Genomic DNA, 24,687 nt, shown 5'->3' with positions numbered 1-24,687 from the left:
GTAGAATCTAAATATCCTTTTTATTTTATATTCGATATTAATCTTTTTACTCCTTTTTAATACGTTACATGAAATTTTATACAGAATCATCGCTACAAGTACATAAATGTTTGATATTATAGTAATGTTGATGATTTGTAAGGAAAGGAACTACACAATGAATAAAAACATATTAATTATTGATGATGATAAAGAAATTGTTGAATTACTTGCTGTTTATTTGCGAAATGAAGGCTATAACATTTATAAAGCTTATGATGGCGATGAAGCATTGCAAAAGGTTTCTACATATGAAGTTGACCTTATGATTTTGGATATTATGATGCCAAAACGAAACGGATTAGAAGTTTGTCAGGAAGTACGTGAAAATAATACTGTACCAATTCTAATGCTTAGTGCAAAAGCAGAAGATATGGATAAAATATTAGGCCTTATGACAGGTGCCGATGATTATATGATCAAACCATTCAATCCATTAGAATTAGTAGCTAGAGTGAAAGCTTTATTACGAAGATCCTATTTCCAAAATGCTACTTCGCAAAAGAATGAAGATGGTATTATTCGTATTCGCTCTGTTGAAATACACAAACATAATCATACAGTTAAAGTAAATGGAGAGTACATTAAACTAACCTCTATTGAATTCGATATTTTATATTTACTTGCGAGTAATACAGGAAGAGTATTTAGTTCAGAAGAAATTTTCGAACGCGTTTGGAATGAAGATGGTTATGGTTCAAATAAGACGGTAATGGTCCATATTAGCAACTTACGAGATAAACTTGAAACAGTAATGAATGGAGAAAAATTGATTCATACTGTTTGGGGAGTTGGCTATAAAATTGAGAAATGAAGCATTTGATATATTAAAAGATATTCCTAAATGGAAACTTATTTTTTGGCTTTTATTAGCTATCACACTCACTCCTATTACTGAACTAATTATTTATCGCCTCGTTACGAGTGTAATTGAGAGTTCACTTACTCTAACTGAACTCGGTAAAGAATTCATTCGAATTTTTGGTTATGAAAAGTATAAAGGGATTAAAGAGTCTTTATGGATGATGATTGTATCTTATTTGTTTTTATTTTCTATTTTTTCATCCTATCTTTACATTTTTTATCGTCACGAGAAAAAACTTTATTATGAAACTTGTATAAAAAAAATGATAGAAGAAATTCGTTATATTGCAAATGGAAACTTCAATCATAAAGTTTCTATTGTAAATCATAATTATCTAGAAGAATTAGCAATCGGGGTCAATGAAATTGTTGAACAATTAAAAGTCTCAATTGATGAAGAAAGACAAGCGGAACAAGCAAAAAGTGAACTTATTACAAATGTATCACATGACTTACGCACCCCCCTTACTTCTATAGTTGGATACGTAAATTTAATCCATCATGATAATTATAGAGATGAAGTGGAATTGCGATACTATATTCAAGTCATTTACGATAAAGTAACTCGTCTTAATGCATTAATGAATGACTTGTTCGAATATACACGTGTTCAAAATAAAGAATTAAGCTTGTATTCTGTTCCTATTGATATTGTAGAGTTACTTGGACAATTAACTGTTCAATTCCGCATACAGGTTCAAGAAGCTAATATAGAATGTCGGCCTTCTTTCCCGTCTCAAAAGCTTATGGTATTAGCTGATGGTGACAAATTAGTGCGTGTGTTTGAAAATCTTATTATAAACGCTATCGCTTATGGAAGCGAAGGTCGCTATATTGACCTTACTGCTTATGAAAGCAATAATATGATTACAATTGATATAACAAATTACGGACAACCTATTCCTAGTACGGATTTACCTCATATTTTTGAACGTTTTTACCGCGTTGAGAAATCTCGCTCTACAAACACTGGTGGATCTGGACTTGGATTAGCAATTGCAAAAAGTATAGTCGAGTTGCATAAAGGAACAATTGAAGTATATAGTGATGACGAAAAAACAACATTCACTGTAAAACTACTTCCATACAAATGTTAATATTACAAATAAAAAGTTCAATTTCTTATCATATAAGAAATTGAACTTTTTCTATTATTTCCCTAAATTTAATAATCCTTTATAATTCTTTAGAAATTCTTTACCTTTTCTTTCTTCCTAATTAAGCATTCCTTTTTACAATACTATTATTGATGTCATAATAGGAGGATCACTTATGCAATTCTTAAAAAAATTCGCTATTTTATTATTATCTTTTTTCATTACTGCACTTATCGTTTTATATTTTTATCTTTATGTAAATGGTCCGATTATTCAAGCTAAATCAGCTATTTTAATAAATGCTAATTCAGGTGAAATTGTTTATAAAAAAAATGAAGAAACCCCAGTACAATCAGCTACTTTATCTAAATTAATGACGGAATATATCGTATTGGAACAACTAAATGATAGAAAAATACAGTTAGATGACTTCGTACAAATAAGTAACGAAGTTTTCCGAGTAGAAACAAGCCCTATACAAGTAACATCGAATGATAAAACAACGGTTCGTGATTTACTTCATGCATTGCTACTGGCAGGGAATAATCGTTCTGCACTCGCTCTAGCAGAACACATTGCTGGAACTGAAGATAACTTTACAATATTAATGAATAAAAAAGCAAAAGAACTACAGTTATTACAACCATCTCCATTTCTAAACTCTACTGGAATTAATCATGATACAAATAAACAATCAACTACAACAGCAATAGACGCAGCTAAACTAGCTGCACGATTAGTAAAAGATTTTCCAGATGTATTGAATATTACGAAACTAACCTCTTACCAATTTACCTTCAAAGATTCCCAGGTTTTCAATACGAATAAAATGATATATTCCCTTAATGAAAACATTAAACTTCAAGGTGTTGATGGCTTACAAACTAGTTTTTCAACTAACGGTAATTATAGTTTTGTCAGTACAGCAAAACTAGGAGATACTAGACTAATTTCAGTAATATTAGATGCAGATGAAGAAAACATCTCATTTATTGAAACAAAAAAGTTGCTACAGTATGGTTTTGATCCTTCCTCGTACTCTGCACTCCAAGCTTTTAAAGACACCCTTACATCTTGGACAATATTGCTTCAGTTTAAAAACTTAATTATACAAACTATAATGATTTTCTTAATCATTACCACCTTAATGTTTTTACATATACGTCAGAAAAAATCCGAGGATTTCAATTAAGAAATCTTCTTATATATAAAAAACCGACTTGCGCTTGAGATGCAAGTCGGTTTCTAATTCTATAATCCTCTTCCAATCAAATTTGCTGAAACTGGTTGCAAGTTTAACTCCCTCGCCCATATAGATAGCTGACCAATATGATGGATTTCATGTACGATTACATGTCTTAAAACCTATGTTTTTTGAGGCATACATCCATCTCTCTTTCCTTTCGTTGTATTCGTTTGTTTAGTTTAAATGGGTTAATCTATTAATTCTATTAAATCCAACAATTGAACTATTACACTTTAAAGTTCTATTCATATACTATAGTAGATTACTAGAAAGGAGGTTTAACTATGGATAGTTGCGTTGTATTTGTAAACGGACAACCTTTTTTAGTTCTTTCAGTAGCTGGTATTGAAATTGCTAGATTAGAGATTTCCCTTCAAGTAGCATTAGCTCTAAGAGTGCTTGGGATACCAATCTGTGATTAATTACCAAATTAATAAGAAATGAGGGCATTAGCCCTCTTTTTTTATTTTCTTCTCACCTTTTCTTAACAACAAATAAAATTTAAATTTTATTTGTTATATTGTAATGAAAATCCGAAAAATCAACCCATTTTATTCAATAAAAAAGAGCACCACCCATACCTCATTATCCGTTTCTATAATATTCAAGTTTGATTAATAATAAAATTAAAGTATATGAACGTTACATGAAACACTTGTTAAGATAGCTCTCCTTCACACTATTTATTTCGCTGACGCTATATTATCAAAGCACACAATGATTAACTTTTTATACGGCTTATTTTAAGTGTGCTAGCATTCTAGGCTAGATGATCATGACTGCAAAAAAACTTCAAGTTCTCGTTTATATAAATCAGATCACGCTTTCACTTTTTGAATCGATTGATAATCTTTAAATTGCGGTTCTCTATCTTCTTATCCTTGAAGAGCACTAATCCAACTATACTCTACATCTACAATATGAAATCATGTTTTTAACATACCCCCAGTTTGCAAAGTAAATCTTCCTCTGAAAGTTGTTCACACCACTTAAACCAATCATCTCTTACTTGCCAATTATATTGAAATAAAGTGTACACATTTATCTCTCCCTTAATTTAATTATCTACCTAACAGCATCTGTTATACATTTAACCATTGACAATCACTTCTCTTCGGCCAAGTTCCTCGACAGCGTGATTAATTATTTCACTTACAGATAAAGAACCATCTAATATGATATCTGAATTCGGCTTAACAGTATGAATTGCCTCTAAATAAGCTTTTCTCGCATATGTCATGTAATGTTCCAAATCATTATGTATTTCATCTATTGTACCTTCCTTAAAATCTCGCAAAATCCTTCTAGCCATCGCAATATCTAAAGGCGTATCAATAAATATAGTTACATCAATGAATTTTCGCATCTCACTATTTAAGTATGCAAAAGGATAATCTACAATAATATAGTCTAAGGTATTATTTTGTATAAGTTGCTCAATATCATGAATTAATGGTGTTAATACCCACTCGTCGTAATTCGCCCCATCATCAATCCATTTACAAATATCAGCAGGAGATTTATCAAATGTGTAACTATCAAAATATAGAGCTTTTGAGTTTTTAAACTTATGCTTTAATCTTTCTGTAATTGTAGTTTTACCTCCCCCCGAAACAGCTGCAATTGAGATTATTTTTGTTTTATTATCCACTATACCCACCAAGCCCCTTTTGTTAACATAATATAATTATAAATTACTATCGTTGCTACTTCTTCCATTCATATTCTAACATACTCATTTCCCATAAATTCCAATACGTTTCTCCTACTCTTTTTGCCTCTCTTAATAAGCCTTCTTTTACAAACCCTATTTTTTCGTAACATGAAATGGCCGATGTATTAAAATCATACACACCAAGAGTTACTCTATGTAGTTTTAATTCGTCAAAAGCAATATGAAGTACTGCTTTCATCATATGTTTTCCTATAGAACGTCCTCTCATCTTCGTATTACCAACTAATACTTTTCCAATTCTAGCGGACTTATTAATATTATCTATTTGCCCAAGCGAAATATGACCAATAACGTCTGAAGTCTCTTCATCTACCACTTTGAAAGCGAGTGTATTTGCACTTTCTATATACTTCTCTAATTGCTGTTCGTCTAAAGGGAATGTGAATGCATTTCCTGACCATTGTATTAGAAATTCTTCGGAATTAATCCAATTTATTAATTGTTTAAAATCAGATTTTTTAAAGGTTTTTAGTTTAATCACTTCCATGCTCCTTTCGTACATCATACTTTATAACCTCAAACTTATTTCTATATAAAGAATATATTCTCCTTTTATATGAAATTAAAATAAAGCCATTCATGTGAATGGCTTTACAAAAAAGCAGCATAATTATGCTTTGTTTGCTACATCAATACCATTAAAATCAAAGTCAGCAGTAACCGTTGTAACAGGTGGGAAAATTGCTTCAATTTTACAAATAGAAATAATTACTCCAACCGATCCAGGAATAGCCGCAAGCCTAACTACATCACAACTTACAGACGAAACAGTACCTACATAAGTACGTCCCTCTGTATTAATTTGAACTGTTCGATTAATTAATTTCTTAAGTTCATCTCTAATTCCTTGTACACAAGAATTATCACATTTCTCATGCTGTTCTTTTTTACACTCTTCGAATACTTCCCAACAATCATCTTGTTTACATGTACACTTCTTTTTACAATTATTAAATCGAGAACCCAATACCTCACCCCCTAATCCTTTCTATTAGTAAAGTATGTCCACTAGCTTAAAAGGGTACGAGGCAAACACATAAAAAGAAAAAAACAAACAATTGTACCAAACTTTCTTTTCATTATAAAAACAGACTTCTCCTAATTAAAAGCTTTTTAATGAGCGGCCGTGAATTTAATCCTACTCCATTTAATGTTTAGACACCACTTTCTAAAACAAACCTTTTTTCTTTTAAATAAGATACCCCTTAAAAACACACTAGATTTCCCATTAACTCACATATACATAGACTTTATTTATGTATTCCCCATTTTTCATTGTGAAATATACATTTAAAAAGCGTACTCGAAAATAAGATATTATTTGTAATCAGAACATTTTCTTCAACAAACGTTTATTGAAAAATACTATATCCACTATCTCTTAAAAATTTGCATATTTTATATAAACTCTATATTGAGTAGAAAACACTCTATCATATAAAGATAAAATAGTAGGTTAATAAACAAGCCATTTTTTTATTAAAACATAGAATAATATGAACACTATTGAAAGGAGGTAGAAATAAATGTCCTGGAAAAATGATTGCTGGAGTTCTCAGAAAAAGCATTGTTGTGATGATTGGTGGAAATCTAAAGAAAAGCATCATTGTGATGATGATTGGAGTTCTCAGAAAAAGCATTGTAATGATGATTGGTGGAAATCTAAAGAAAAGTGTCATTGTGATGACGATTGGAGTTCTCAGGAAAAACATTGTAATGATGATTGGTGGAAATCTAAAGAAAAGTGTCATCGTGATGATAATTGGAGTTCTAAACGAAATAAGTGTCGTTGTAAATGTTTCTTTATTTGTTGCCATTGTAAAAGAAAAAATTGGTAATATTTTTAATGTCAACGTAAAGGAAAGAATATGTCTTTTGGAACCAATCGGGATTTTCCGGAAAGTTGATCCCTCACCTACTTCCTTGCTTTTGCTGAATTTTTAGATGGGGGCATTACTGCCCGGCAAATACTAGAATGTAATATATAAAAAGCTGACTGCTTATGAACTGCACCCCAATTGTTAGACACAGTCTAACAATTGGAGGTGCAGTTTTTTGTATGACAAAATTTACGAAGGATTTAAAGTTAACGCTCGTTCAAGGATTTAATCCGAAAATAATTTCTCAAGCAGAATATGCAAAACAGATGCATATTACAAAGGCACAATTTCAATACTGGTTACGCTTATACGAACTCCATGGAGAAGAAGGTTTACACGAGGTCTATACAAATTACACCGCAGAGTTTAAACTAGACGTACTAAATTTTATGGCTCAATCGGGTATATCGTTAATGGATACAGCGGCTATCTTCATGATTCCTTCTTTTACAACGGTTTATCAATGGAAGAAGCAATTTGAAGTAGGTGGCTTAGATGCCCTTGAACCAAAGAAAAAGGGGCGTCCATCCATGAAAAATAAAAACACAAAACATGATACTAAAAAGATTCCGGCAGAAGGTTCAGTTGAAGCGTTACAAGCTGAATTAGAACGCTTACGTATGGAAAATGCGTATTTAAAAAAGTTGAATGCCTTAGTTCAAAACAAGGAAAAATCACCAAACAAGACAAGGCACAAGTAGTCTATGAATTAAGGCATGAGTTTCAAGTGAAAGAATTAGTAAAGTTAGCGGATATCCCTCGAAGCACCTATTATTTTTATGTAAAACAAATGGATAGAATCGATCCAGATGCCGATTTAAAAGTAGAAATTAAAGCGATTTATGATGAACACGAAGGTCGTTATGGATATCGTCGTATTCGTGATGAGTTAGCCAATCGTAATCAAATAGTGAATCATAAAAAAGTGCAACGAATTATGAAAGAGTTAGGTTTAAAATGTCTTGTACGTATGAAAAAATATAAATCTTATAAAGGAACAGTCGGTAAAATTGCATCTCATATTTTAGAGCGTAAATTTACGGCAGATACGCCAAATGAAAAATGGGTAACCGATATTACAGAATTTAAATTATTCGGTGAGAAACTTTATTTATCACCTGTATTAGACTTGTATAATGGTGAAATCATTACCTATACAATTGGCTCTAGACCGACGTATTCACTTGTTTCAGAAATGTTAGAGACAGCATTAGAAGGTTTACCTGAAAATCACCAACTAATGATGCATTCAGATCAAGGGTGGCATTATCAAATGAAACAGTACCGTCACGCATTACAAAAAAGAGGTATCGTACAAAGTATGTCTCGTAAAGGCAACTGTTATGACAACGCAGTAATGGAGAATTTCTTTGGAATCATGAAGTCTGAGTTTCTCTACATAAAAGAGTTTGAAAGTGTAGAGCACTTCAAAATAGAATTAGAAAAATATATAGATTATTACAATACAAAACGGATAAAAGCAAAATTAAAAATGAGCCCGGTGCAATACCGGACTCATTTTTATCAAGCTGCCTAATGAAATAACCGTGTCTAACTTTTAGGGGTCACTTCACTTATAGTCAGCTTTTTATATATTAACACGTAAAGGTTTAAACAGACATATAAGCAGTCACGCTTTGTCATCACCTTGTTGTTGTAAATTAGTATTTCTCCATTGAATAGACATTCCATAATATCGTGTTTTGATTAAAACTAAAAAACATACTTAACACTAATAGTAAAATTTTTCTTCTTCATCAACTTCACTTCTTTTCTTTTTATAAACATAAAAAAGGAGCTCTATTTATATAGAACTCCTTGCTAACTTTATAATTTACTAGACTGTAACCCCTGAATAAACGGAACTACTTCAGGATTTACAAGCGATGATAAATCACCTAATTCTTTTCCTAAGTAAGCTGCTTTAATAACACGGCGCATTACTTTAGAATTACGTGTTTTCGGTAAATCTTCTACAACGTGGATGTCTTTAGGACACAACGCTTTTCCAATATGAGAGTTTACTAAACTCATTAATTCTTTCTTTAATTCTCCTGTGAATGTTACATGATCTCTTAACACTACAAAACAATGACAAACTTCACCTTTTACTTCGTCAGGTACACCAATTGCAGCAGCTTCGATTACATCATTATGTTTCACAAGAATAGATTCATATTCAGCAGGTCCAATACGTTTACCTGCAATATTTAACGTATCGTCTGAACGCCCTGTGATGATATATTGTTCACCATCGTAAATGACCCAGTCACCGTGGACCCATTTATTTTCAAAACGCGACCAATATGTGTTCACGTAACGTTCATCATCTTCCCAGAAGCTTTTCGTCATACCTACCCAAGGTTTCTCTAAGCATAATTCTCCGACTTCATCTCGAATTGGTTTACCTTGATCATCCAGCACGACAGCTGCCATTCCTGGTAAAGATGCGTTAAAACTAATCGGTGCGATTGGCTTAATAAGAACATTACCGAAAATCCCACCAGAGATTTCAGTTCCACCTGAGTAGTTACAGATTGGAACATTTCCTTTTCCAACTGTTTCAAACAGCCACATCCATGGATCAGGATTCCAAGGTTCTCCTGTTGATGCGAATACTTCCAAACTCTTTAAAGAATGTTTATTGACATACTCATCACCTTTTGCCATTAATGCTCGGATTAACGTTGGCGAAATACCTAGATGAGTAATTTCATATTTATCAACTGTCTCCCATAACCGGTCTGCTTCTGGGAAGTCTGGAACACCTTCGTACATAACCATCGTTGCTCCATTAATGAGTGAACCGAATAATAGAAACGGCCCCATCATCCAGCCCATATCAGTTACCCATAATACACGATCACCTTGTTTAATATTCATTCCAAATCCTGCATCAAAAGCTGCTTTCAAAGGAAATCCTGCATGCGTGTGTACTGTTCCTTTCGGCTTACCAGTCGTTCCTGATGTATAAATGAGCATTAATGGATCATCACTTTGCATTTCCTCGGCATGTATGAATGGTTTTTCTTTTTCTAGCGTACTCCACGAAAAGTCATAGTTATGTGGTGTAAAATCATTTCCTGCATGACGAACGATAACAACTTTTTCAACAGTTGGACAATGTTCACAAGCTTTATCTACTTCATCTTTTAAAGAAACAATTTTACCGCGGCGTGAAAATCCATCTGCAGTAATAATCATTTTTGAACCCGCCGCTTGCACACGTGTCATAACTGCATCAGACGCAAAGCCTGAGAATATTGGTGAAATAATTGCTCCAATTTTCATTACAGCTAGCATCGCAACAACTGTTTCTGGAATCATCGGCATATAAATTGTTACACGGTCACCTTTTTCAATACCCGCGTGTTTCAAACCATTGGCAACACGGCTTACCCAGTTATCAAGCTCTTCATATGTAAATGATTTTGAAGTTCCATTTTCTCCTTCGTACTGAAGTGCTGGCTGTATTCTTGTCTCTTCATCCGCAAGCCAGCGGGATAAAGCTGATTCTACAACGTTACATGTTCCGCCATTATACCACTGTGCAAACGGTGTACCATTTTCTAAATCTAACACTTCTGTATAAGGTTTCATCCATTGATAGCCAACTGCTTTTTCTGCCTCTCCCCAAAGCCAAGCTGTTTCCTCAATAGATTTATTATAAAAAGTTTCATAGTCTTCATATCCCAATGATTTCATCCAACTATATAAACGTGTTTTTTCCTTGTACTCTTCTGTTGGAAACCAAACTGCTTGTTTCAATATTTTCCCCTCCTTAACTTTTTGAGCAAGAAAGCCCTAAATAGGGCTTTTAAACTGGATATACAGGATGTTTACGATCCGTGAATACTTGATATTTACTCATATACATTTCGAAACGTCCTTTTAACTCTTCACGTAAATTGTTTGGATGAACAATACCATCAATCACCATCTCTGATGCTAAGTGGTATATATCAATATCTTTCTTATACTCTTCACGTTTTTCAGCAATAAAGCTAGCACGCTCTTCTTCTGGTAAAGCTGCAATTTTATTTGCATATACAGCATTGACCGCAGCTTCTGGACCCATTACCGCAATAGAGGCTGTCGGTAATGCCAGGCAGCAATCTGGTTCAAATGCTGGACCTGCCATCGCATATAAACCAGCACCATATGCTTTACGAACAACGATAGAAATCTTCGGTACAGTTGCTTCACTCATTGCAGAAATCATTTTTGCACCGTGGCGAATAATACCAGCACGCTCTACTTTTGTACCGATCATAAATCCTGGTACATCCGCAAGGAATAATAATGGAATATGATATGCGTCGCATAAATTAATAAACTTAGCAGCTTTATCAGCTGAATCATGGAATAATACGCCGCCCTTCATACGCGGCTGATTTGCAATAATACCAACTGGCTTACCATCAATACGTGCTAAGCCTGTAATTAGCTCTTGAGCAAATAATTTTTTTACTTCATAGAATGAACCTTCATCAATAACTCTATTAATGAGATCTTTCATATTGAAAGGAGCATTTTGATTTTCTGGAATGATTTGTTCTAACGTTTTATCGAATTGTTTCGGTTCTTGAGGTGTAACCAATGGAGTCTTTTCTAAGTAGTTATTTGGAAAATATGAAATGTATTGTCTTGCTTGTGTAATCGCATCTTCTTCTGTCTTACATAAAACATCTCCGCATCCTGATACAGAGCAATGCATACGAGCTCCGCCCATCTCTTCTAAAGTTACCTTCTCACCGATAACCATCTCAGCCATACGAGGAGATCCTAAATACATAGATGCATTTCCTTCTACCATCATTACAACGTCGCAAAAGGCTGGAATATAGGCACCACCAGCTGCAGAAGGTCCAAATAATAAGCATACTTGAGGAACTTTACCTGATAATTTCACTTGATTATAGAAGATTCTTCCTGCACCACGGCGCCCTGGGAACATTTCTACTTGATCTGTAATACGTGCTCCAGCAGAGTCGACTAAATAAAATAACGGAACACGTAGTTTTTCAGCTGTTTCTTGAATACGTAAAATCTTTTCAACTGTGCGTGATCCCCACGATCCAGCTTTTACAGTAGAATCATTGGCCATTACACATGCAGTACGACCATGTATTTTACCCGTTGCCGTTACAACGCCGTCCGCAGGTAAGCCTGTTTGTTCACAGTTAGCAAATAATGCATCTTCTACATATTCGCCATTATCAAATAGAAGCGCTAAACGATCTCGAACAAATAATTTTCCTTTTGCTTTATTTTGTTCATGATATTTTGGTGCGCCGCCTTGTTTAATCGTTTCAACTCGTTCTTCAAATGTATTTGATTGTTGTTTTTGATCTAACATATTTACTCCCCCTTATACGTTGGTGTGCGTTTTTCCTTGAATGCTTGTAATCCTTCTAATCTATCTTTCGTATGGATTACACCTTCATACGCTTGTTTTTCCATTTGTAATCCGGTATGTAAATCAACTTGAATACCGTTTGAAATCGCTTCTTTTGCTAATCGAACAGCAATAGGTCCATTACTAGCAATTTTCTCTGCTATTTCAATCGCTTTCTCTTCAAGTAAATTAGCTGGTACAACAAATTCTACTAAACCATATTCTTTTGCTTCTTGCGCTGAAATACGTCTACCTGTATAAATTAATTCTTTCGCTCTACCAACTCCAATTAATCTCGGTAAGCGCTGTGTACCACCTGCTCCTGGTATAATTGCAAGTGTCGTTTCAGTAAGACCAAGACTTGCACATTCAGCAGCAATTCTAAAATCACAAGCTAAACTTAATTCCGTACCACCACCAAGTGCGATTCCATTTATTGCAGCAATAACTGGCTGTGGTAATTGTTCAACCATCTCCATAGTAGTGCGAATCATACTAACAGCATGGCGAACTTGTTCTTCATTCATATCGGCACGCTCTTTTAAATCTGCACCAGCACAAAATGCTTTTTCACCAGCACCAGTCAAAATAACTACACGTGCGTTTGAATCTTCACTTATTTGAGTTAATATAGTTTGTAATTCATCTAATAATGCCAAAGATAATGAGTTTGCTTGTCTTGCACGATTTAACGAAATCTTTACTACGTGAGGTGTTACGTAATCAACGGAAATGTTTTGTAATTGTAGCATCTACTCACCTACTTATCGTTTTATGTTGAAGCGCTCTATACACATGACTCGGTAATTGGATATTTAGCTTACTTTGAATAAATTGACTAGCTCGCAATAACTTTTCTTCGTCTATATTCGTTTGAACTCCTAATTTATGGAGCATATGTACTAGGTCATCAGTAGCAACATTACCTGATGCTCCTGGTGCATAAGGGCAGCCCCCGAGTCCACCACAAGAACTATCAAACGTTGTAATACCGTATTCTAATGATTTAACTACATTCGCTAGAGCCATTCCATACGTATTATGAAAATGCATGGCAAACTGCGAAGCATCATACTTCTTTAATAGATGTTCTAATACTTGTTCTACTTGTAATGGATTCGCTACACCGATTGTATCCCCAAGAGAAACTTCATAAATGCCGTATGAAAATAATTGATTACATAATTCGTCAACTGCTGTAACACTTATATCCCCTTCATAAGGACATCCAAATACAGTAGAAACATAGCCTCTTACCTTTTTTCCTTCGAATAATGCCTGTTTTGTTATATCTTCAATTACAACTAATGCTTCTTTAATCGATTTATTAATATTACTTTTATTATGAGATTCACTTGCTGATAAAAAAACATTCACCTCATCTACATTTTGCAAAAAAGCTCGTTCCAAACCATTTTGATTCGGAACAAGCGCAGCATATGTAACATTTGGATCCCTTTTCAGCTCAGAAAATACATCATTTGCATCTGCTAATGCAGGGACCCATTTTGGGTGAACGAATGAGGAAACTTCAACATACGACAATCCTGCTTCTGTAAGTAGTTGAATCCATTTTACTTTATCTTTTGTGCCAACAATCTTTTTTTCATTTTGTAAGCCATCACGTGGCCCGACTTCTTTAATGACAGCAAAATTAGGTAGTTTCAATTCGCTTCCCCCTATATCTCCCTATTCAATTTCTAATAATACATCTCCTTCATTTACAAAATCGCCTTCTTGCACATTAATTTTCATAACTGTGCCAGCTTCTTCTGAAATGATTGGAATTTCCATTTTCATAGATTCCAAAATGACGACATCCTGCTCTTCCTCTACTGTATCTCCTACTCCTACAACAATCTTCCAAACGTTTCCTGCCATCGATGCGTATACTTTCGTCATCATTTTTTCCCCCTTAATATTGTTAAATCTTATTTTTTAACGAGTTGTTTCGTTACAAACCCCGTTGTATAAATACCCTCTTTGAACACTTCGTCTTCCAAAACTTGCAGTAGCATTGGCGTGTTCGTTTTAATACCTTCTACTTTTAATTCTTCTAGAGCATCATGTAATTTCGAAATTGCTTCTTCACGAGTCTCGCCATGTGCAATGACTTTCGCAATCATTGGATCATAGAAAGGTGTAATCGTTACATGATTTTCTAAGAAGTGATCAATCCGTACATTTGACGGTAATGTTAAATCTGTAATTTTCCCAGGTGATGGGAAGAATGTTTTCGGATCCTCTGCATAAATACGAGCTTCAATGGCATGACCACTACGTTTTACATCATCCTGAGTAAATGATAGTTTCTCTCCACTTGCGATAAGGAGTTGCTGTTCTACAAGGTCTAATCCCGTAATTTCTTCTGTCACTGGATGCTCTACTTGTAATCTCGTATTCATCTCTAAGAAATAGAAGTTCTTCTGATCATCTACAAGAAACTCAACTGTACCTGCATTTGTATAGCCAAGTGCTTTGGCAGCTTGTACAGCAACTTCTCCCATCGCCTTTCGTGTACCTTCATCTAAAAATGGTGAAGGTGCTTCTTCGATTACTTTTTGATTTCGGCGCTGTACCGAACATTCACGCTCCCATAAATACACTGTGTTACCATGTGTATCTGCTAAAAGCTGAATTTCAATATGATGCGCATCTGCTATATATCGCTCTAAATACATTTCTCCGTTACCAAAGAAGTTTTGCGCTCTTGTTTTATTACTTTCAAACGCTTTGGTGAGCGTTTGCTCAGTTTCCATCAACTGCATACCAATGCCTCCGCCGCCTGCGGATGCCTTAAGCATTAAGGGATAACCAATTTGTTTTGCAATTTCAATTGCTTCTTCAGCAGTTTCAATATTTGTAGTAATACCTGGGACTACTGGGACATCTGCTGCTTGCATTGCGATACGTGATTCGATTTTACTTCCCATCTTCGTAATGATTTCTTCTGAAGGACCGATAAATACGATTCCTTCCTCTTTGCAACGAACCGGAAAAGACGGATTCTCTGATAATAAACCATAACCCGGATGAATCGCTTCTGCATTTGTCTTCTTAGCTATTTCAATAATTTTTTCAAGGTTTAAATAACTTTCTTGAACACGCGGTCCACCTACTAAGTAAGCTTCATTTGCCATCTTCACATGAAGGGCATTTTCATCTGCTTCAGAATAAATAGCAACAGTGCGTATGCCAAGTTTTTGACAAGTTTTCATAATACGAACAGCAATTTCCCCGCGATTCGCAATTAATATTTTTTGGAACATAGTGATTCCTCCCTTTTATCTACATCCTAAATGTCTAGCAATTACGAGACGTTGAATTTCAGAAGTTCCTTCACCAATTTCTAATAGTTTCGCATCACGAATATGTCGTTCAACTTCATATTCACGCATATAACCATATCCACCATGAATCTGTACTGCTTGATTCGCAATACGGCTTGCTGCTTCCGATGCAAATAGTTTTGCCATTGCCGCTTCTTTGCCGAAAGGTTTATCGTTATCTTTTAACCAAGCTGCTTTATGTACTAAATTGCGTGCTAGCTCTACTTCAGTCGCCATATCAGCTAATTTAAATTGAATCGCTTGGAAATTAGAGATTGACTTTCCAAATTGTTGACGTTCTTTCGCATATTGCAATGCACGTTCAAAGGCTGATTGCGCAATACCAACTGCCAATGCTGCGATTGAAATACGCCCTCCATCAAGTGTATATAAAAATTGTTTAAAGCCTTTATTTACATCACCAAGAATATTTTCTTTCGGCACACGAACACCATCAAGTACGATTTCACAAGTATTAGAAGCGCGAACACCCATCTTATCGTAAGGACTTGAAATCGTTAATCCTTCACTCGTAGTAGGCACGATAAATGCAGAAATACGTTTTCTACCATTCTCTTCAATACCGTTGACAGCGGTTACAATAATTGTATTTGCATACTCTGCGTTTGTAATCCAACACTTCTCACCACTGATTACATACTCATCACCATCTAATACCGCTTTCGTTTGAGTACCACCTGCATCTGATCCAGCATTCGGCTCCGTTAATCCGAAGGCACCTAATGTTTTACCTGACGCCATTGGAACTAAATACTTTTGTTTTTGTTCTTCTGTACCGAAATAATAAATTGGAGAAGCACCTAATGAAATTGTTGCAGCATAGCTTAAACCGGTGCCACCACAAGCGCGACCAATTTCTTCAACTGCTAACGCATACGATACCGTATCGCCACCTGAACCTCCATACTCTTCTGGGAATGGGATGCCTAATAATCCTAGTTCGCCCATTTTTTGAAATGTTTCATATGGAAACTCTGCAGTTTTGTCATAATATACAGCTTTCGGTGCGATTTCCTTTTCAGCAAAGTCACGTACCATTTCTTTAATCATTTGTTTTTCGCGAGTTAGAGTAAATTCCATTCCGCTACACACCCCTTATCGAATATTGAGTTTCGACAGCGTGCGAGTTTCTACTACAAACATAACAACTTAAAAGACAAGAATATTAGTTAGACAATTGCTACAATTCTGTCATAGCTTAATTTTAAAACAGATTCTGTACTAATGCACAAAAAAATTCCTACATTGTTCTACAACAACATAGGAGGTTTTGTGTCGAATTATGTAATTTATTGTTTAATAATCTCTACCTTTTCCGGAATCAGAAATTTCTACTAATGCTTCAGGGTATGGTTCGAAATATGTTTGTCTTAATAAATACTTTTCATCAAATCGAATAGCCCATGATTTTAAAATTGTAAGTAAACTACTAAGTGGTATTTTCTTTTCTGCATACTTTTGTAACAGTTCTATAAAATGATCTTTTTCTTGTTTTTTTAACTTTGTTTTAAAATATCCAAAAATGTGCTCGCATACATTTACATTCGATGTATAACGGGGCGCACGCATAAATAATTCATATAAAGTCTTCTCATAGTTTTCAAATACCACTTCAATCTTTTCATTTTTTTGATTTGCAATTATACGCCCTAATTCCTTTTGTTTCACCTGATTATATGCCATAAATAAATATTTATTGTCCGACTGAAACGATACAAGGTCTTTTATATTTTTACTATGTTTAATCATTTTGTAATATGCGATTGTAAATAGCCTTGTAAAGAAATGCTCTCTAATAATAAAATTCGACAATCTGCCTTCCTCTTCAATAGGAAGATGCGAAAATTTTTTTACTACTGCTCCGCCAAATAAGCCCGATCCTTTTCCCTTTGCTGGCGCTTTTTCAAAACCAGAATAAATTTTCACATCACGCGTACCACAACTTGGTGAACGATTCTTTAAAATAAAACCATCCACATCCGGTATCGTTTGTAAAAAGTCATTTGAAAACTGCTCCATTTTTTCAGTTACATCTTCTCGTGTCGACGGTTGCACAAGTCTATTCTCACCATTTTCTTCTACAATTCGTATCGTTTCACGAGGAGTCCCCAATCCAATCTCGACTTCTGGACAAACAGGTATAAATGTAACAAATGGCTGCAAATTTCGTATTGTTACATCTGGAATCATCTCTCCATTATAACGACAAGCATCAAATTCTAAACATTTACTTACGACGATTGTTGGTTTTGCAAATTGTCGCATCTTATTACCTCCTTAGTGCTAGCCCGTATAATATAAATTGTACTAAGATTAACATTTTAAGCAAAGTTTGATTCATTTATTTTTATGAGAAATATATATCCAATGATATATTAACAATCATTCAACTCTATTTTCTATAAATGTGCGCCTTATTAATGAGGGTTTAGATATTGTGAAATGAATAATACACACTTGCTTCGGAGAAATTAATGATTAAGAAAGGAGGGATTGTTATGAAAAAGAAATTATCATCTATTTTAAGTGTTTTAGCACTATCTATTATGTTTTTAGGTACATCTACACAAGCTGAATACGATGGAAATAATATGAATAGAGTTAATAACACTGATATTTCAACTCGAGTAAATGACAATAACTTAGACAGAGTTAATAATGATGTAAGAACTCGAAATGTAAATACAACAAATGATTTAAATGATAATCGTGATAAAAATAATAATTGGGCTTGGCTTGGTTTATTAGGACTAGCAGGATTATTAGGTCTTAGAAGAAGAGACAAAGAAACACGCTGATTTAGAATGTTTTTAGTAAACAAGTACTTATTTATCAAAAATATATAATGAAAATAAATCGCCTTTTTAAAGGCGATTTATTTTTACTTAAAAGTAATGTATGTAATTCACACTTCAACGATTAAAATCGTGGAGTTAATCCATACAATATAAATTGAATCGTATTTTCAATTTCCGCTTCATCATTCCATTTTTCTTCAGGCAATAATAAAAATCGTGTTAATAATAAACCTAATACAGCTGATAAAGTAAGACGTAGTACGGAAGATGGTGGTATCTCAATAATTTCCCCTACTTCTTGAAATTTCACAATCAACTTTTTGAAATGTGAAAACAGTTCTGTTTCTACTAATTGCTGTATTTCATTTTTCAGTTCTGGTTGGAATGGCACCTCTTGAATTAATATTTTTATCATAGGAAAGTGTTTTTGAGCAAATTTAAACCTATTATGAATTATAACCCTTAAAAGTCTTTCATATGATTCATACTCCGATTTAAATATTTCTTTTGCAAAGGTTTGTACGAAAAATGGTGCAGCGAACTTAGTTAAAGTTGGCATTACGACCGCTAGTAATAAATCTTTTTTCGTCTTATAGTAGCGGAAGATTGTTCCTTCCGCTACACCAGCCCGTTTTGCAATTTCACTTGTTGAAGTTGAAGCGTATCCTTTTTCTCCAAACATATCAACAGCCGCCTCTAATATTCGCATTTGACGTTCATTTTTTTTATCCGTATTAGTTGCAGCTATTAATTCCTCCAGCCAATCCTTCTGCATTTATAAAGCTCCTTTTTGTCATTATTATATTTTGCGATGTTTCTTTAAAGCAAATACATTTCCTACTGCAAATAATATTGAAAAAAGGAATAATACAGTAAGATCTAATGCAATCTCTGTAAACCCTTGATTCCGAATCATCACTTGTCTCATTGCGTCAGCGCCGTATGTGAGTGGAAATACTTTCCCTAACATTTGTAGCCACTTGTTCATAGATTCCATTGGAAACAATCCAGAAAAGAAGATTTGTGGCACAATAACAAGCGGTATAAATTGAATCATTTGAAATTCATTATTTGCGTATGCCGATAAAAACGTACCTAATGTTAGTGCAGTTAAAGAGAGCATACATGTAATAAGTAGCGTTAGCCATATAGAGCCAGCTACGTATAAATCTAAAATATAAACGGAAAAACTTACGATAATTATGGATTGTATAAAGGCAAAGATTCCAAAACCAATAATATAACCTGCGACTATTTCCCATCTTCTTATCGGGGTGGATAATAACCTTTCTAGCGTACCACTTAAACGTTCTCTTACGAAGGATACACCTGATAATATAAATACAAAGAAAAATGTAAAGAAACCAATTAATACAGGACCAAGCCCATCAAACATCGTAAAGTCTTTAGAGCCATGTAAAAAATTTACTTCAGGTTTCATAATCGATACATCATTCTTCTCTGTGCTTTTTTGCAATACTTGAAGTACAGCACGATTTTTTGACGAATCACTACCTTCCAACAGAAGTTTCATTTTTCCATTCTCTATTCGAAGTATTGCATCTACCTTTTGTTTTTCTAACTCAGAAATCGCGTTTTCTTTACTGTATTCATAAATTGACGCTTCTTGATTTTTCATCACTTTTACTATTTGAGCGGGCATATCAACAACAGCAATTTGCGGTATATAGTCTTTTTGTGTAAACACTAGCGATAATAGCCAAAGTAATAACATTGGTGCCCCAAACATCATCGCTAACGAACGCTTATCTCGAAAAAATTGGCGAATAATACGAATGATTACACCAGTAACTCTCATGATGACACCACCTCTTCCAACAAAAAGACATCTTCAATCCGTCCAGATGACACGCGTTTTTTCAATTCTTCAGTTGTTCCAACCGCAACTAGTTTCCCTTCTCTAATTAATCCTAGACGCTCACAAAATTCAGCTTCATCCATAATGTGCGTCGTTACAATAATCGTTGTGCCTTTCTTTTTAAGATCATAAAATTTTTCCCAAATCGTTTTCCTAAGAAGCGGATCTATCCCCACTGTAGGCTCATCTAAAATTAATATTTCTGGTTCATGGAGGAGTGCTATTGCTAATGATAAGCGTTTTTTCATTCCACCTGAAAATTGTTGTACTTGCTTTTTCATATACTGTGACAATTGTACAAGTTCAAAAACCTCTGCAATTCTTGTCTTTTTACTTTTTTCCTTTAATCCATACATCGTTGCTATAAAATCTGCATTTTCATATGCTGACAATTCTTCATATAATGCATCCGCCTGGGCCATATAACCAATTCGTTTCATTTCATTTAAATTAGGCATATTAGTATTATTAACAAGCACTTCACCTTTCGTTGCTTCATTAATACCTGCAATCATTTTAATGAGCGTTGTTTTCCCCGATCCAGAAGGTCCAACAAAACCAAAAATCTCTGCTTTTTCAACTTGCAATGAAAGATTGTGTAACACTTCTTTTTTTCCAAAACTTTTTGATACAGTCCGTAAAATAATTGAAGGTTGTTGCACGTTTCATCCTCCTTTTCCAATAAAAATGAGTGAGTACTCACTTTTATTTTACTCTTGCTTAATTATATGTCAAACTTCGTTGATTAGTATGTATGTTCAATCACCGATATTAAACAATGAAACAGAGTCGACATTAGAATTTCATTTCCTAAAGTCGACTCTGTTTCATTTAAACTATAAATTTCACTTTACGTTTTTAAATTCATATACTTCCGAATTCTAGCAACGTCTAAAGAATATTCGATAACTAATTGCTGTAACGGTAAAATAACTGTATCAGGATATAAATGTGCATATTGTAATGTTTCTGCATATTTTTCTAACCTTTTTTCTAAATACTTTATTATTTGATCAGGATGACTTACTAATAAACATTTACAATAATAATGGATTTGTTCCTCAATCGCCGTGTATTCTTCAATTTCATATTCTTTATGCATGTGTACACCCCTTTAAGTTTTTTATATGAATTACTTATCACAATTTTCACTCGACAAATTTTAAGTTTTTTGATTATTTACACTATAACAAACACTGAGGGTCAAATTTTGTTACTTTATGTAACGTAGAAAATTTTTAACAAAATTGTAATGTTTACTCCTGCAAAATACAGAAAGCCCCTTTACTCATTTTTGTATAAAAAAAATCGTACTGCTTAATTTAGCTGCACGACTACAATTTCTGGCCTATTCAAAATCCTTTGCGGAATGATACTATTTCCTAATCCTCTACTCACTACCATTGATGTATTTTGTTCTACATATAAACCCGCTGTATATTTAGGTAAAACACCTTGATTTGGCGCAACTAATCCTCCGATAAATGGCAATCTAACTTGCCCTCCATGAGCATGTCCCGATAAAACCAAATCCAACCTCTCATTCGTATATTCCTTTATAAATTCAGGCCGATGGGATAATAATACATTATATTTATCTGGCTGCATTTCAATTTTCGCTTTTTTAATTTCATCTATTATAATATTTCCTTCATCACGGTTTCCAGTAACAAACTCTGGATCATCAATACCTAGCAAGTTTATTTCTTGCTCACCCTTTCGAATGCCTACATGTTCATTCCTTAAAACATTGACATCATATTTCTTCAACTCTTTTTCTAAATTGTTATACTTTCCAGACCATTGTTCATGGTTTCCTGTCACAAAATATACAGGATATTTCTTTACAATTTCTCGTATTAATTGCATACTAACTTCTGCATCGTATGATTTATTGTCAATTAAATCACCCGTAATCGCAATAATATCTGGGTCTATACTTTTTATTTTTTGAATTAACACATCTTGATTATCGCCAAATTTTTTATTGTGTAAGTCTGAAATTTGTAGAATTTTATACCCTTTAAAAGAGGATGGTATTTTACTAGAGGTTATTTTAACCTCAGTTATACTTATTAAATTGTTCTGTAAATATAAAAAGATACTACAACCTACTAATGTAGCAATAAGTAATATACTTCTTTTAATCTTCTTGCTCATATTCCCTCCTAAAATCTTCATCAATACTACAATTCTCAAAAACATTTCAATAGATTATTCTTTTTATCTAACGGTTCTCTTTTAAAGTGAAATCGATTTAACTACGATAATCAAGTACAAGTTTCTAATTTTAGGAACTGAAGAACTTATATCACTCTGTTGAAGTAAACATGCCCGGTTCTGTTCTAATCGTAACTCTATCATATAACATTAAAGCCGAAATTCCCAAGTTAAGGAATTTCAGCTTTTTGAGTTCGTATGAATATCTTAGTTTTAGTTCTATGTATCTTGCCGTTGTACATCTTAGTACATACCAGTTGTCTCTCTATATGTGGTGAGTTTTTTATCTTTTTCAATAATCAACTATGTATAAAACATTTAACTTAGTTAATACCCTTAATGAATATCATGCTTTTTAAAGTTTCCGCCTTGTACTTCCGCAACATCATATACAGTGACAAAGGCATTTTCATCAATTTCATGAATAAGTTCCTTCATTGTTTCTAAATTTTAAAATTATGTAGCGTCATTCCATTCAGACTTCAATATTGAATATTGATATTCATCAATCCACTGCCCTTTTAGCATGTAATTCTGTAATAAATGACCTTCTCTCCTCAACCCCACTCGTTCTAGTACAGAAATAGACTTATTATTTCGAACGTCCGAAAATGCAATCACTTTATGTTTCCGTAATGAATGAAATATGTAATTCAGTAAGGCACAAACAGCTTCAGTTGCATAGCCTTTCCCCTGATATTCTGGAGAAAGAGTAAATCCAATTTCTACGATGCGAGGTTCATTTACAAGTGTGTGAAGTGCACAATCTCCAATTATTTTGTTATTTTCAGCCAAAGCAATTGCGAACTGGAACCAAGTACCTGGTAGATTAGGATTATTTTTAACTTGTTCATTTACAAACGTTTTAGCCTCATGATATTGATAATTAACCCATGACTGAAATTTAGCCACTTCTGGATTAGAACGATAAAAATGAAAGTAGTTAGTGTCATCCATACTAAACCTTCTCAAAACAAGACAATCTGTTCTCCAAAAGACTTGATTGTCATTCTCCATAACTATTCACCCTCTTTTCTACATTAATTATATCTTTATAATACATAGGTATAAATAGTTTACATGCTTATAAAAAAGCGATTCTTTTCACATTAAAAAGAATCGCTTTCCAAGTTCTTATTTTTAATTATATTACATAAAGAATTGAAAGATTATTACTTAAGAGCCTTAACTATAACTTCCGTTGCCTCTGCAATGAGTTGATTATCATAGCTAGCCTCTTTCTCATCTTTACTAGATAAAATTGCGATGATAATTGGTGCTCTATTCGGAGGCCAAACGATAGCAATATCATTTCTTGTCCCGTAACTGCCAGCACCTGATTTATCTCCAACTACCCAGTCAGTTGGTACGCCTGCACGAATAAGTTTGTCCCCTGTAGCATTTCCTTTCATCCACTCTGTAAGAATTTTACGTTTTTCAGCTGGAAGTGCATTTCCGACCGTAAAAGCTTTAAGATTCGTAGCAATTGCTTTCGCTGTACTAGTGTCACGAATGTCTCCTGGAATAGCTTCGTTTAATTCTGTTTCAAAGCGATCAGACATAGTAACCCGATCCCCCATCTTTCTAAGCGCTTTTTCATATCCTTTAGGTCCGCCTATTTTATTAAATAAAATGTTCCCTGCAGTATTATCACTTGAACGAACAGCAGCCTCAGCAATTTCTCCTAGTTTCATTCCAGTATCTACATGTTTCTCTGTAACAGGTGAATAATCCACTAAGTCTTCTTTCGTAAATGTGATTACTTCATTTAATGTATCAATTGAGTTTTGCTGTAGTAATACTCCTGCTGCTAAAGCCTTGTAGGTTGATGCGAAGGCAAATCTTTCGTTAGATCGATAAGAAATTGTTTGATTTGTACCAGTATCAATCGCATATACACCTACCCGAGCATCAAATTTTTTCTCAAGTTGAGAGAACTCTTTATGCGTCGCCTGATTTTTATGTTTCACTTGTCCAGTCTTTTCTTTCGCTTCAACTTGCAGTGCCCCTCCTGTAAAAGCTTCTAGGCTTGTAATACTTAAACCTAATATACCAACGCATATTCCTATTTTTAGCATCCTCTTATTTTTCAAAATCATCATTCCTTCCAAATTTTTAGCACCTTTTTATACGTACACATAATAGACAATCACCGAACCAAATTTGTTCCATAAACTAAAA

25 protein-coding genes and 3 pseudogenes are annotated in these 24,687 nt (G+C 33.9%); 7 read left to right on the top strand and 21 right to left on the bottom strand.

The window, feature by feature from the left end; translation table 11 throughout:
* Positions 1-157 precede the first annotated feature (157 nt).
* The 3 genes from N2V79_RS12380 to N2V79_RS12370 all read left to right on the top strand — a co-directional run bounded on the left by N2V79_RS12380 (position 158) and on the right by N2V79_RS12370 (position 3,192).
* Complete coding sequence (locus N2V79_RS12380) at positions 158-853, top strand: response regulator transcription factor (RefSeq protein WP_071730589.1); 696 nt, start codon at positions 158-160, stop codon at positions 851-853.
* The gene (locus tag N2V79_RS12375; protein WP_001243312.1) at positions 843-2,000 is read left to right on the top strand and encodes a sensor histidine kinase; all 1,158 of its coding nucleotides are present in this window, start codon (positions 843-845) and stop codon (positions 1,998-2,000) included. Before N2V79_RS12380 ends, N2V79_RS12375 begins: the two co-directional genes overlap by 11 nt.
* A gap of 175 nt (positions 2,001-2,175) precedes the next feature.
* Entirely contained in the window at positions 2,176-3,192 is a 1,017-nt protein-coding gene (locus N2V79_RS12370) for a D-alanyl-D-alanine carboxypeptidase family protein (RefSeq protein ID WP_063547342.1), read from the top strand.
* Positions 3,193-3,251: 59 nt separating this feature from the next.
* Here N2V79_RS12370 and N2V79_RS12365 read toward each other — a convergent pair.
* Positions 3,252-3,365: pseudogene (locus tag N2V79_RS12365) on the bottom strand (DinB family protein); the annotation flags it as partial.
* A gap of 165 nt (positions 3,366-3,530) precedes the next feature.
* On the opposite strand from N2V79_RS12365, the gene N2V79_RS12360 reads away from it, so the two are divergent.
* Positions 3,531-3,668 (top strand): DUF3956 domain-containing protein, encoded by a 138-nt coding sequence (locus tag N2V79_RS12360; RefSeq protein ID WP_000376554.1) that lies wholly within the window; start codon positions 3,531-3,533, stop codon positions 3,666-3,668.
* A 399-nt stretch (positions 3,669-4,067) separates the two neighbouring features.
* On the opposite strand, the pseudogene N2V79_RS12355 reads toward N2V79_RS12360, so the two are convergent.
* From N2V79_RS12355 to N2V79_RS12340, 4 genes and pseudogenes are all read right to left on the bottom strand, one after another.
* A pseudogene (locus tag N2V79_RS12355) lies at positions 4,068-4,285 on the bottom strand (DinB family protein); the annotation flags it as partial.
* 51 nt (positions 4,286-4,336) lie between these two features.
* A complete protein-coding gene (locus N2V79_RS12350; protein WP_000513265.1) occupies positions 4,337-4,906 on the bottom strand; it encodes an AAA family ATPase in 570 nt (189 codons plus the stop codon).
* A gap of 46 nt (positions 4,907-4,952) precedes the next feature.
* Positions 4,953-5,486, bottom strand: a complete 534-nt coding sequence (locus N2V79_RS12345) for a GNAT family N-acetyltransferase (protein ID WP_142238996.1) — start codon at positions 5,484-5,486, stop codon at positions 4,953-4,955.
* A 105-nt stretch (positions 5,487-5,591) separates the two neighbouring features.
* Complete coding sequence (locus N2V79_RS12340; RefSeq protein ID WP_000535577.1) at positions 5,592-5,948, bottom strand: hypothetical protein; 357 nt, start codon at positions 5,946-5,948, stop codon at positions 5,592-5,594.
* A 572-nt stretch (positions 5,949-6,520) separates the two neighbouring features.
* On the opposite strand from N2V79_RS12340, the gene N2V79_RS12335 reads away from it, so the two are divergent.
* Together N2V79_RS12335 and N2V79_RS12330 are read left to right on the top strand one after the other, a co-directional pair.
* Complete coding sequence (locus N2V79_RS12335; RefSeq protein ID WP_340719906.1) at positions 6,521-6,925, top strand: hypothetical protein; 405 nt, start codon at positions 6,521-6,523, stop codon at positions 6,923-6,925.
* A 115-nt stretch (positions 6,926-7,040) separates the two neighbouring features.
* A protein-coding gene (locus N2V79_RS12330) for an IS3-like element ISBce18 family transposase (RefSeq protein WP_284558962.1) occupies positions 7,041-8,398 on the top strand; the annotation gives its coding sequence in 2 pieces (ribosomal slippage) (positions 7,041-7,497 and positions 7,497-8,398; 1,359 coding nt in all).
* Between the two features lie 290 nt (positions 8,399-8,688).
* Here N2V79_RS12330 and N2V79_RS12325 read toward each other — a convergent pair.
* From N2V79_RS12325 to N2V79_RS12290, 8 genes are all read right to left on the bottom strand, one after another.
* Positions 8,689-10,629, bottom strand: a complete 1,941-nt coding sequence (locus N2V79_RS12325) for an AMP-binding protein (protein WP_071730016.1) — start codon at positions 10,627-10,629, stop codon at positions 8,689-8,691.
* 49 nt (positions 10,630-10,678) lie between these two features.
* Positions 10,679-12,220, bottom strand: a complete 1,542-nt coding sequence (locus tag N2V79_RS12320) for an acyl-CoA carboxylase subunit beta (RefSeq protein ID WP_000886755.1) — start codon at positions 12,218-12,220, stop codon at positions 10,679-10,681.
* 2 nt (positions 12,221-12,222) lie between these two features.
* Positions 12,223-13,011, bottom strand: a complete 789-nt coding sequence (locus N2V79_RS12315) for an enoyl-CoA hydratase (RefSeq protein ID WP_069355611.1) — start codon at positions 13,009-13,011, stop codon at positions 12,223-12,225.
* A 4-nt stretch (positions 13,012-13,015) separates the two neighbouring features.
* Positions 13,016-13,927 (bottom strand): hydroxymethylglutaryl-CoA lyase, encoded by a 912-nt coding sequence (gene mvaB / locus N2V79_RS12310; RefSeq protein WP_000775436.1) that lies wholly within the window; start codon positions 13,925-13,927, stop codon positions 13,016-13,018.
* Between the two features lie 21 nt (positions 13,928-13,948).
* Entirely contained in the window at positions 13,949-14,164 is a 216-nt protein-coding gene (locus tag N2V79_RS12305) for an acetyl-CoA carboxylase biotin carboxyl carrier protein subunit (RefSeq protein ID WP_001987345.1), read from the bottom strand.
* A 26-nt stretch (positions 14,165-14,190) separates the two neighbouring features.
* Positions 14,191-15,528 (bottom strand): acetyl-CoA carboxylase biotin carboxylase subunit, encoded by a 1,338-nt coding sequence (locus tag N2V79_RS12300; RefSeq protein ID WP_000486742.1) that lies wholly within the window; start codon positions 15,526-15,528, stop codon positions 14,191-14,193.
* Positions 15,529-15,543: 15 nt separating this feature from the next.
* A complete protein-coding gene (locus tag N2V79_RS12295) occupies positions 15,544-16,689 on the bottom strand; it encodes an acyl-CoA dehydrogenase (RefSeq protein WP_000397279.1) in 1,146 nt (381 codons plus the stop codon).
* Positions 16,690-16,905: 216 nt separating this feature from the next.
* The gene (locus tag N2V79_RS12290; protein WP_044306560.1) at positions 16,906-17,874 is read right to left on the bottom strand and encodes a YbgA family protein; all 969 of its coding nucleotides are present in this window, start codon (positions 17,872-17,874) and stop codon (positions 16,906-16,908) included.
* 233 nt (positions 17,875-18,107) lie between these two features.
* On the opposite strand from N2V79_RS12290, the gene N2V79_RS12285 reads away from it, so the two are divergent.
* Positions 18,108-18,407 carry a WGxxGxxG family protein gene (locus N2V79_RS12285; protein WP_000728157.1) on the top strand — a complete coding sequence of 100 codons (300 nt, stop codon included), beginning with the start codon at positions 18,108-18,110 and terminating at the stop codon, positions 18,405-18,407.
* Positions 18,408-18,528: 121 nt separating this feature from the next.
* Here N2V79_RS12285 and N2V79_RS12280 read toward each other — a convergent pair whose 3' ends face one another.
* The 8 genes and pseudogenes from N2V79_RS12280 to bla form a co-directional block, all read right to left on the bottom strand.
* Positions 18,529-19,182 carry a TetR/AcrR family transcriptional regulator gene (locus N2V79_RS12280; protein ID WP_098852513.1) on the bottom strand — a complete coding sequence of 218 codons (654 nt, stop codon included), beginning with the start codon at positions 19,180-19,182 and terminating at the stop codon, positions 18,529-18,531.
* 24 nt (positions 19,183-19,206) lie between these two features.
* Positions 19,207-20,226 (bottom strand): ABC transporter permease, encoded by a 1,020-nt coding sequence (locus tag N2V79_RS12275; protein ID WP_071730014.1) that lies wholly within the window; start codon positions 20,224-20,226, stop codon positions 19,207-19,209.
* Positions 20,223-20,948 carry an ABC transporter ATP-binding protein gene (locus tag N2V79_RS12270; RefSeq protein WP_098852514.1) on the bottom strand — a complete coding sequence of 242 codons (726 nt, stop codon included), beginning with the start codon at positions 20,946-20,948 and terminating at the stop codon, positions 20,223-20,225. Before N2V79_RS12270 ends, N2V79_RS12275 begins: the two co-directional genes overlap by 4 nt.
* Positions 20,949-21,136: 188 nt before the next feature.
* Positions 21,137-21,388: a hypothetical protein gene (locus tag N2V79_RS12265; protein WP_000548621.1), complete on the bottom strand. Its 252-nt coding sequence runs from the start codon at positions 21,386-21,388 to the stop codon at positions 21,137-21,139.
* Positions 21,389-21,603: 215 nt separating this feature from the next.
* Positions 21,604-22,446 (bottom strand): metallophosphoesterase, encoded by an 843-nt coding sequence (locus N2V79_RS12260; protein ID WP_098852515.1) that lies wholly within the window; start codon positions 22,444-22,446, stop codon positions 21,604-21,606.
* A 396-nt stretch (positions 22,447-22,842) separates the two neighbouring features.
* Positions 22,843-22,944, bottom strand: a pseudogene (locus tag N2V79_RS12255) (DUF2179 domain-containing protein); the annotation flags it as partial.
* Positions 22,945-22,962: 18 nt separating this feature from the next.
* Positions 22,963-23,523: a GNAT family N-acetyltransferase gene (locus N2V79_RS12250; RefSeq protein ID WP_048656286.1), complete on the bottom strand. Its 561-nt coding sequence runs from the start codon at positions 23,521-23,523 to the stop codon at positions 22,963-22,965.
* Between the two features lie 155 nt (positions 23,524-23,678).
* On the bottom strand, positions 23,679-24,605 hold the full coding sequence (bla, locus tag N2V79_RS12245) for a class A beta-lactamase Bla1 (protein WP_002152885.1): 927 nt from the start codon (positions 24,603-24,605) through the stop codon (positions 23,679-23,681).
* Between the last annotated feature and the right edge of the window lie 82 nt (positions 24,606-24,687).

The organism is Bacillus sp. CH_70 (assembly GCF_038007045.1).
In the GTDB taxonomy this organism is placed as follows: Bacteria; Bacillota; Bacilli; order Bacillales; family Bacillaceae_G; genus Bacillus_A; species Bacillus_A cereus.
This window is presented reverse-complemented; position numbering and strand designations above follow the sequence as displayed.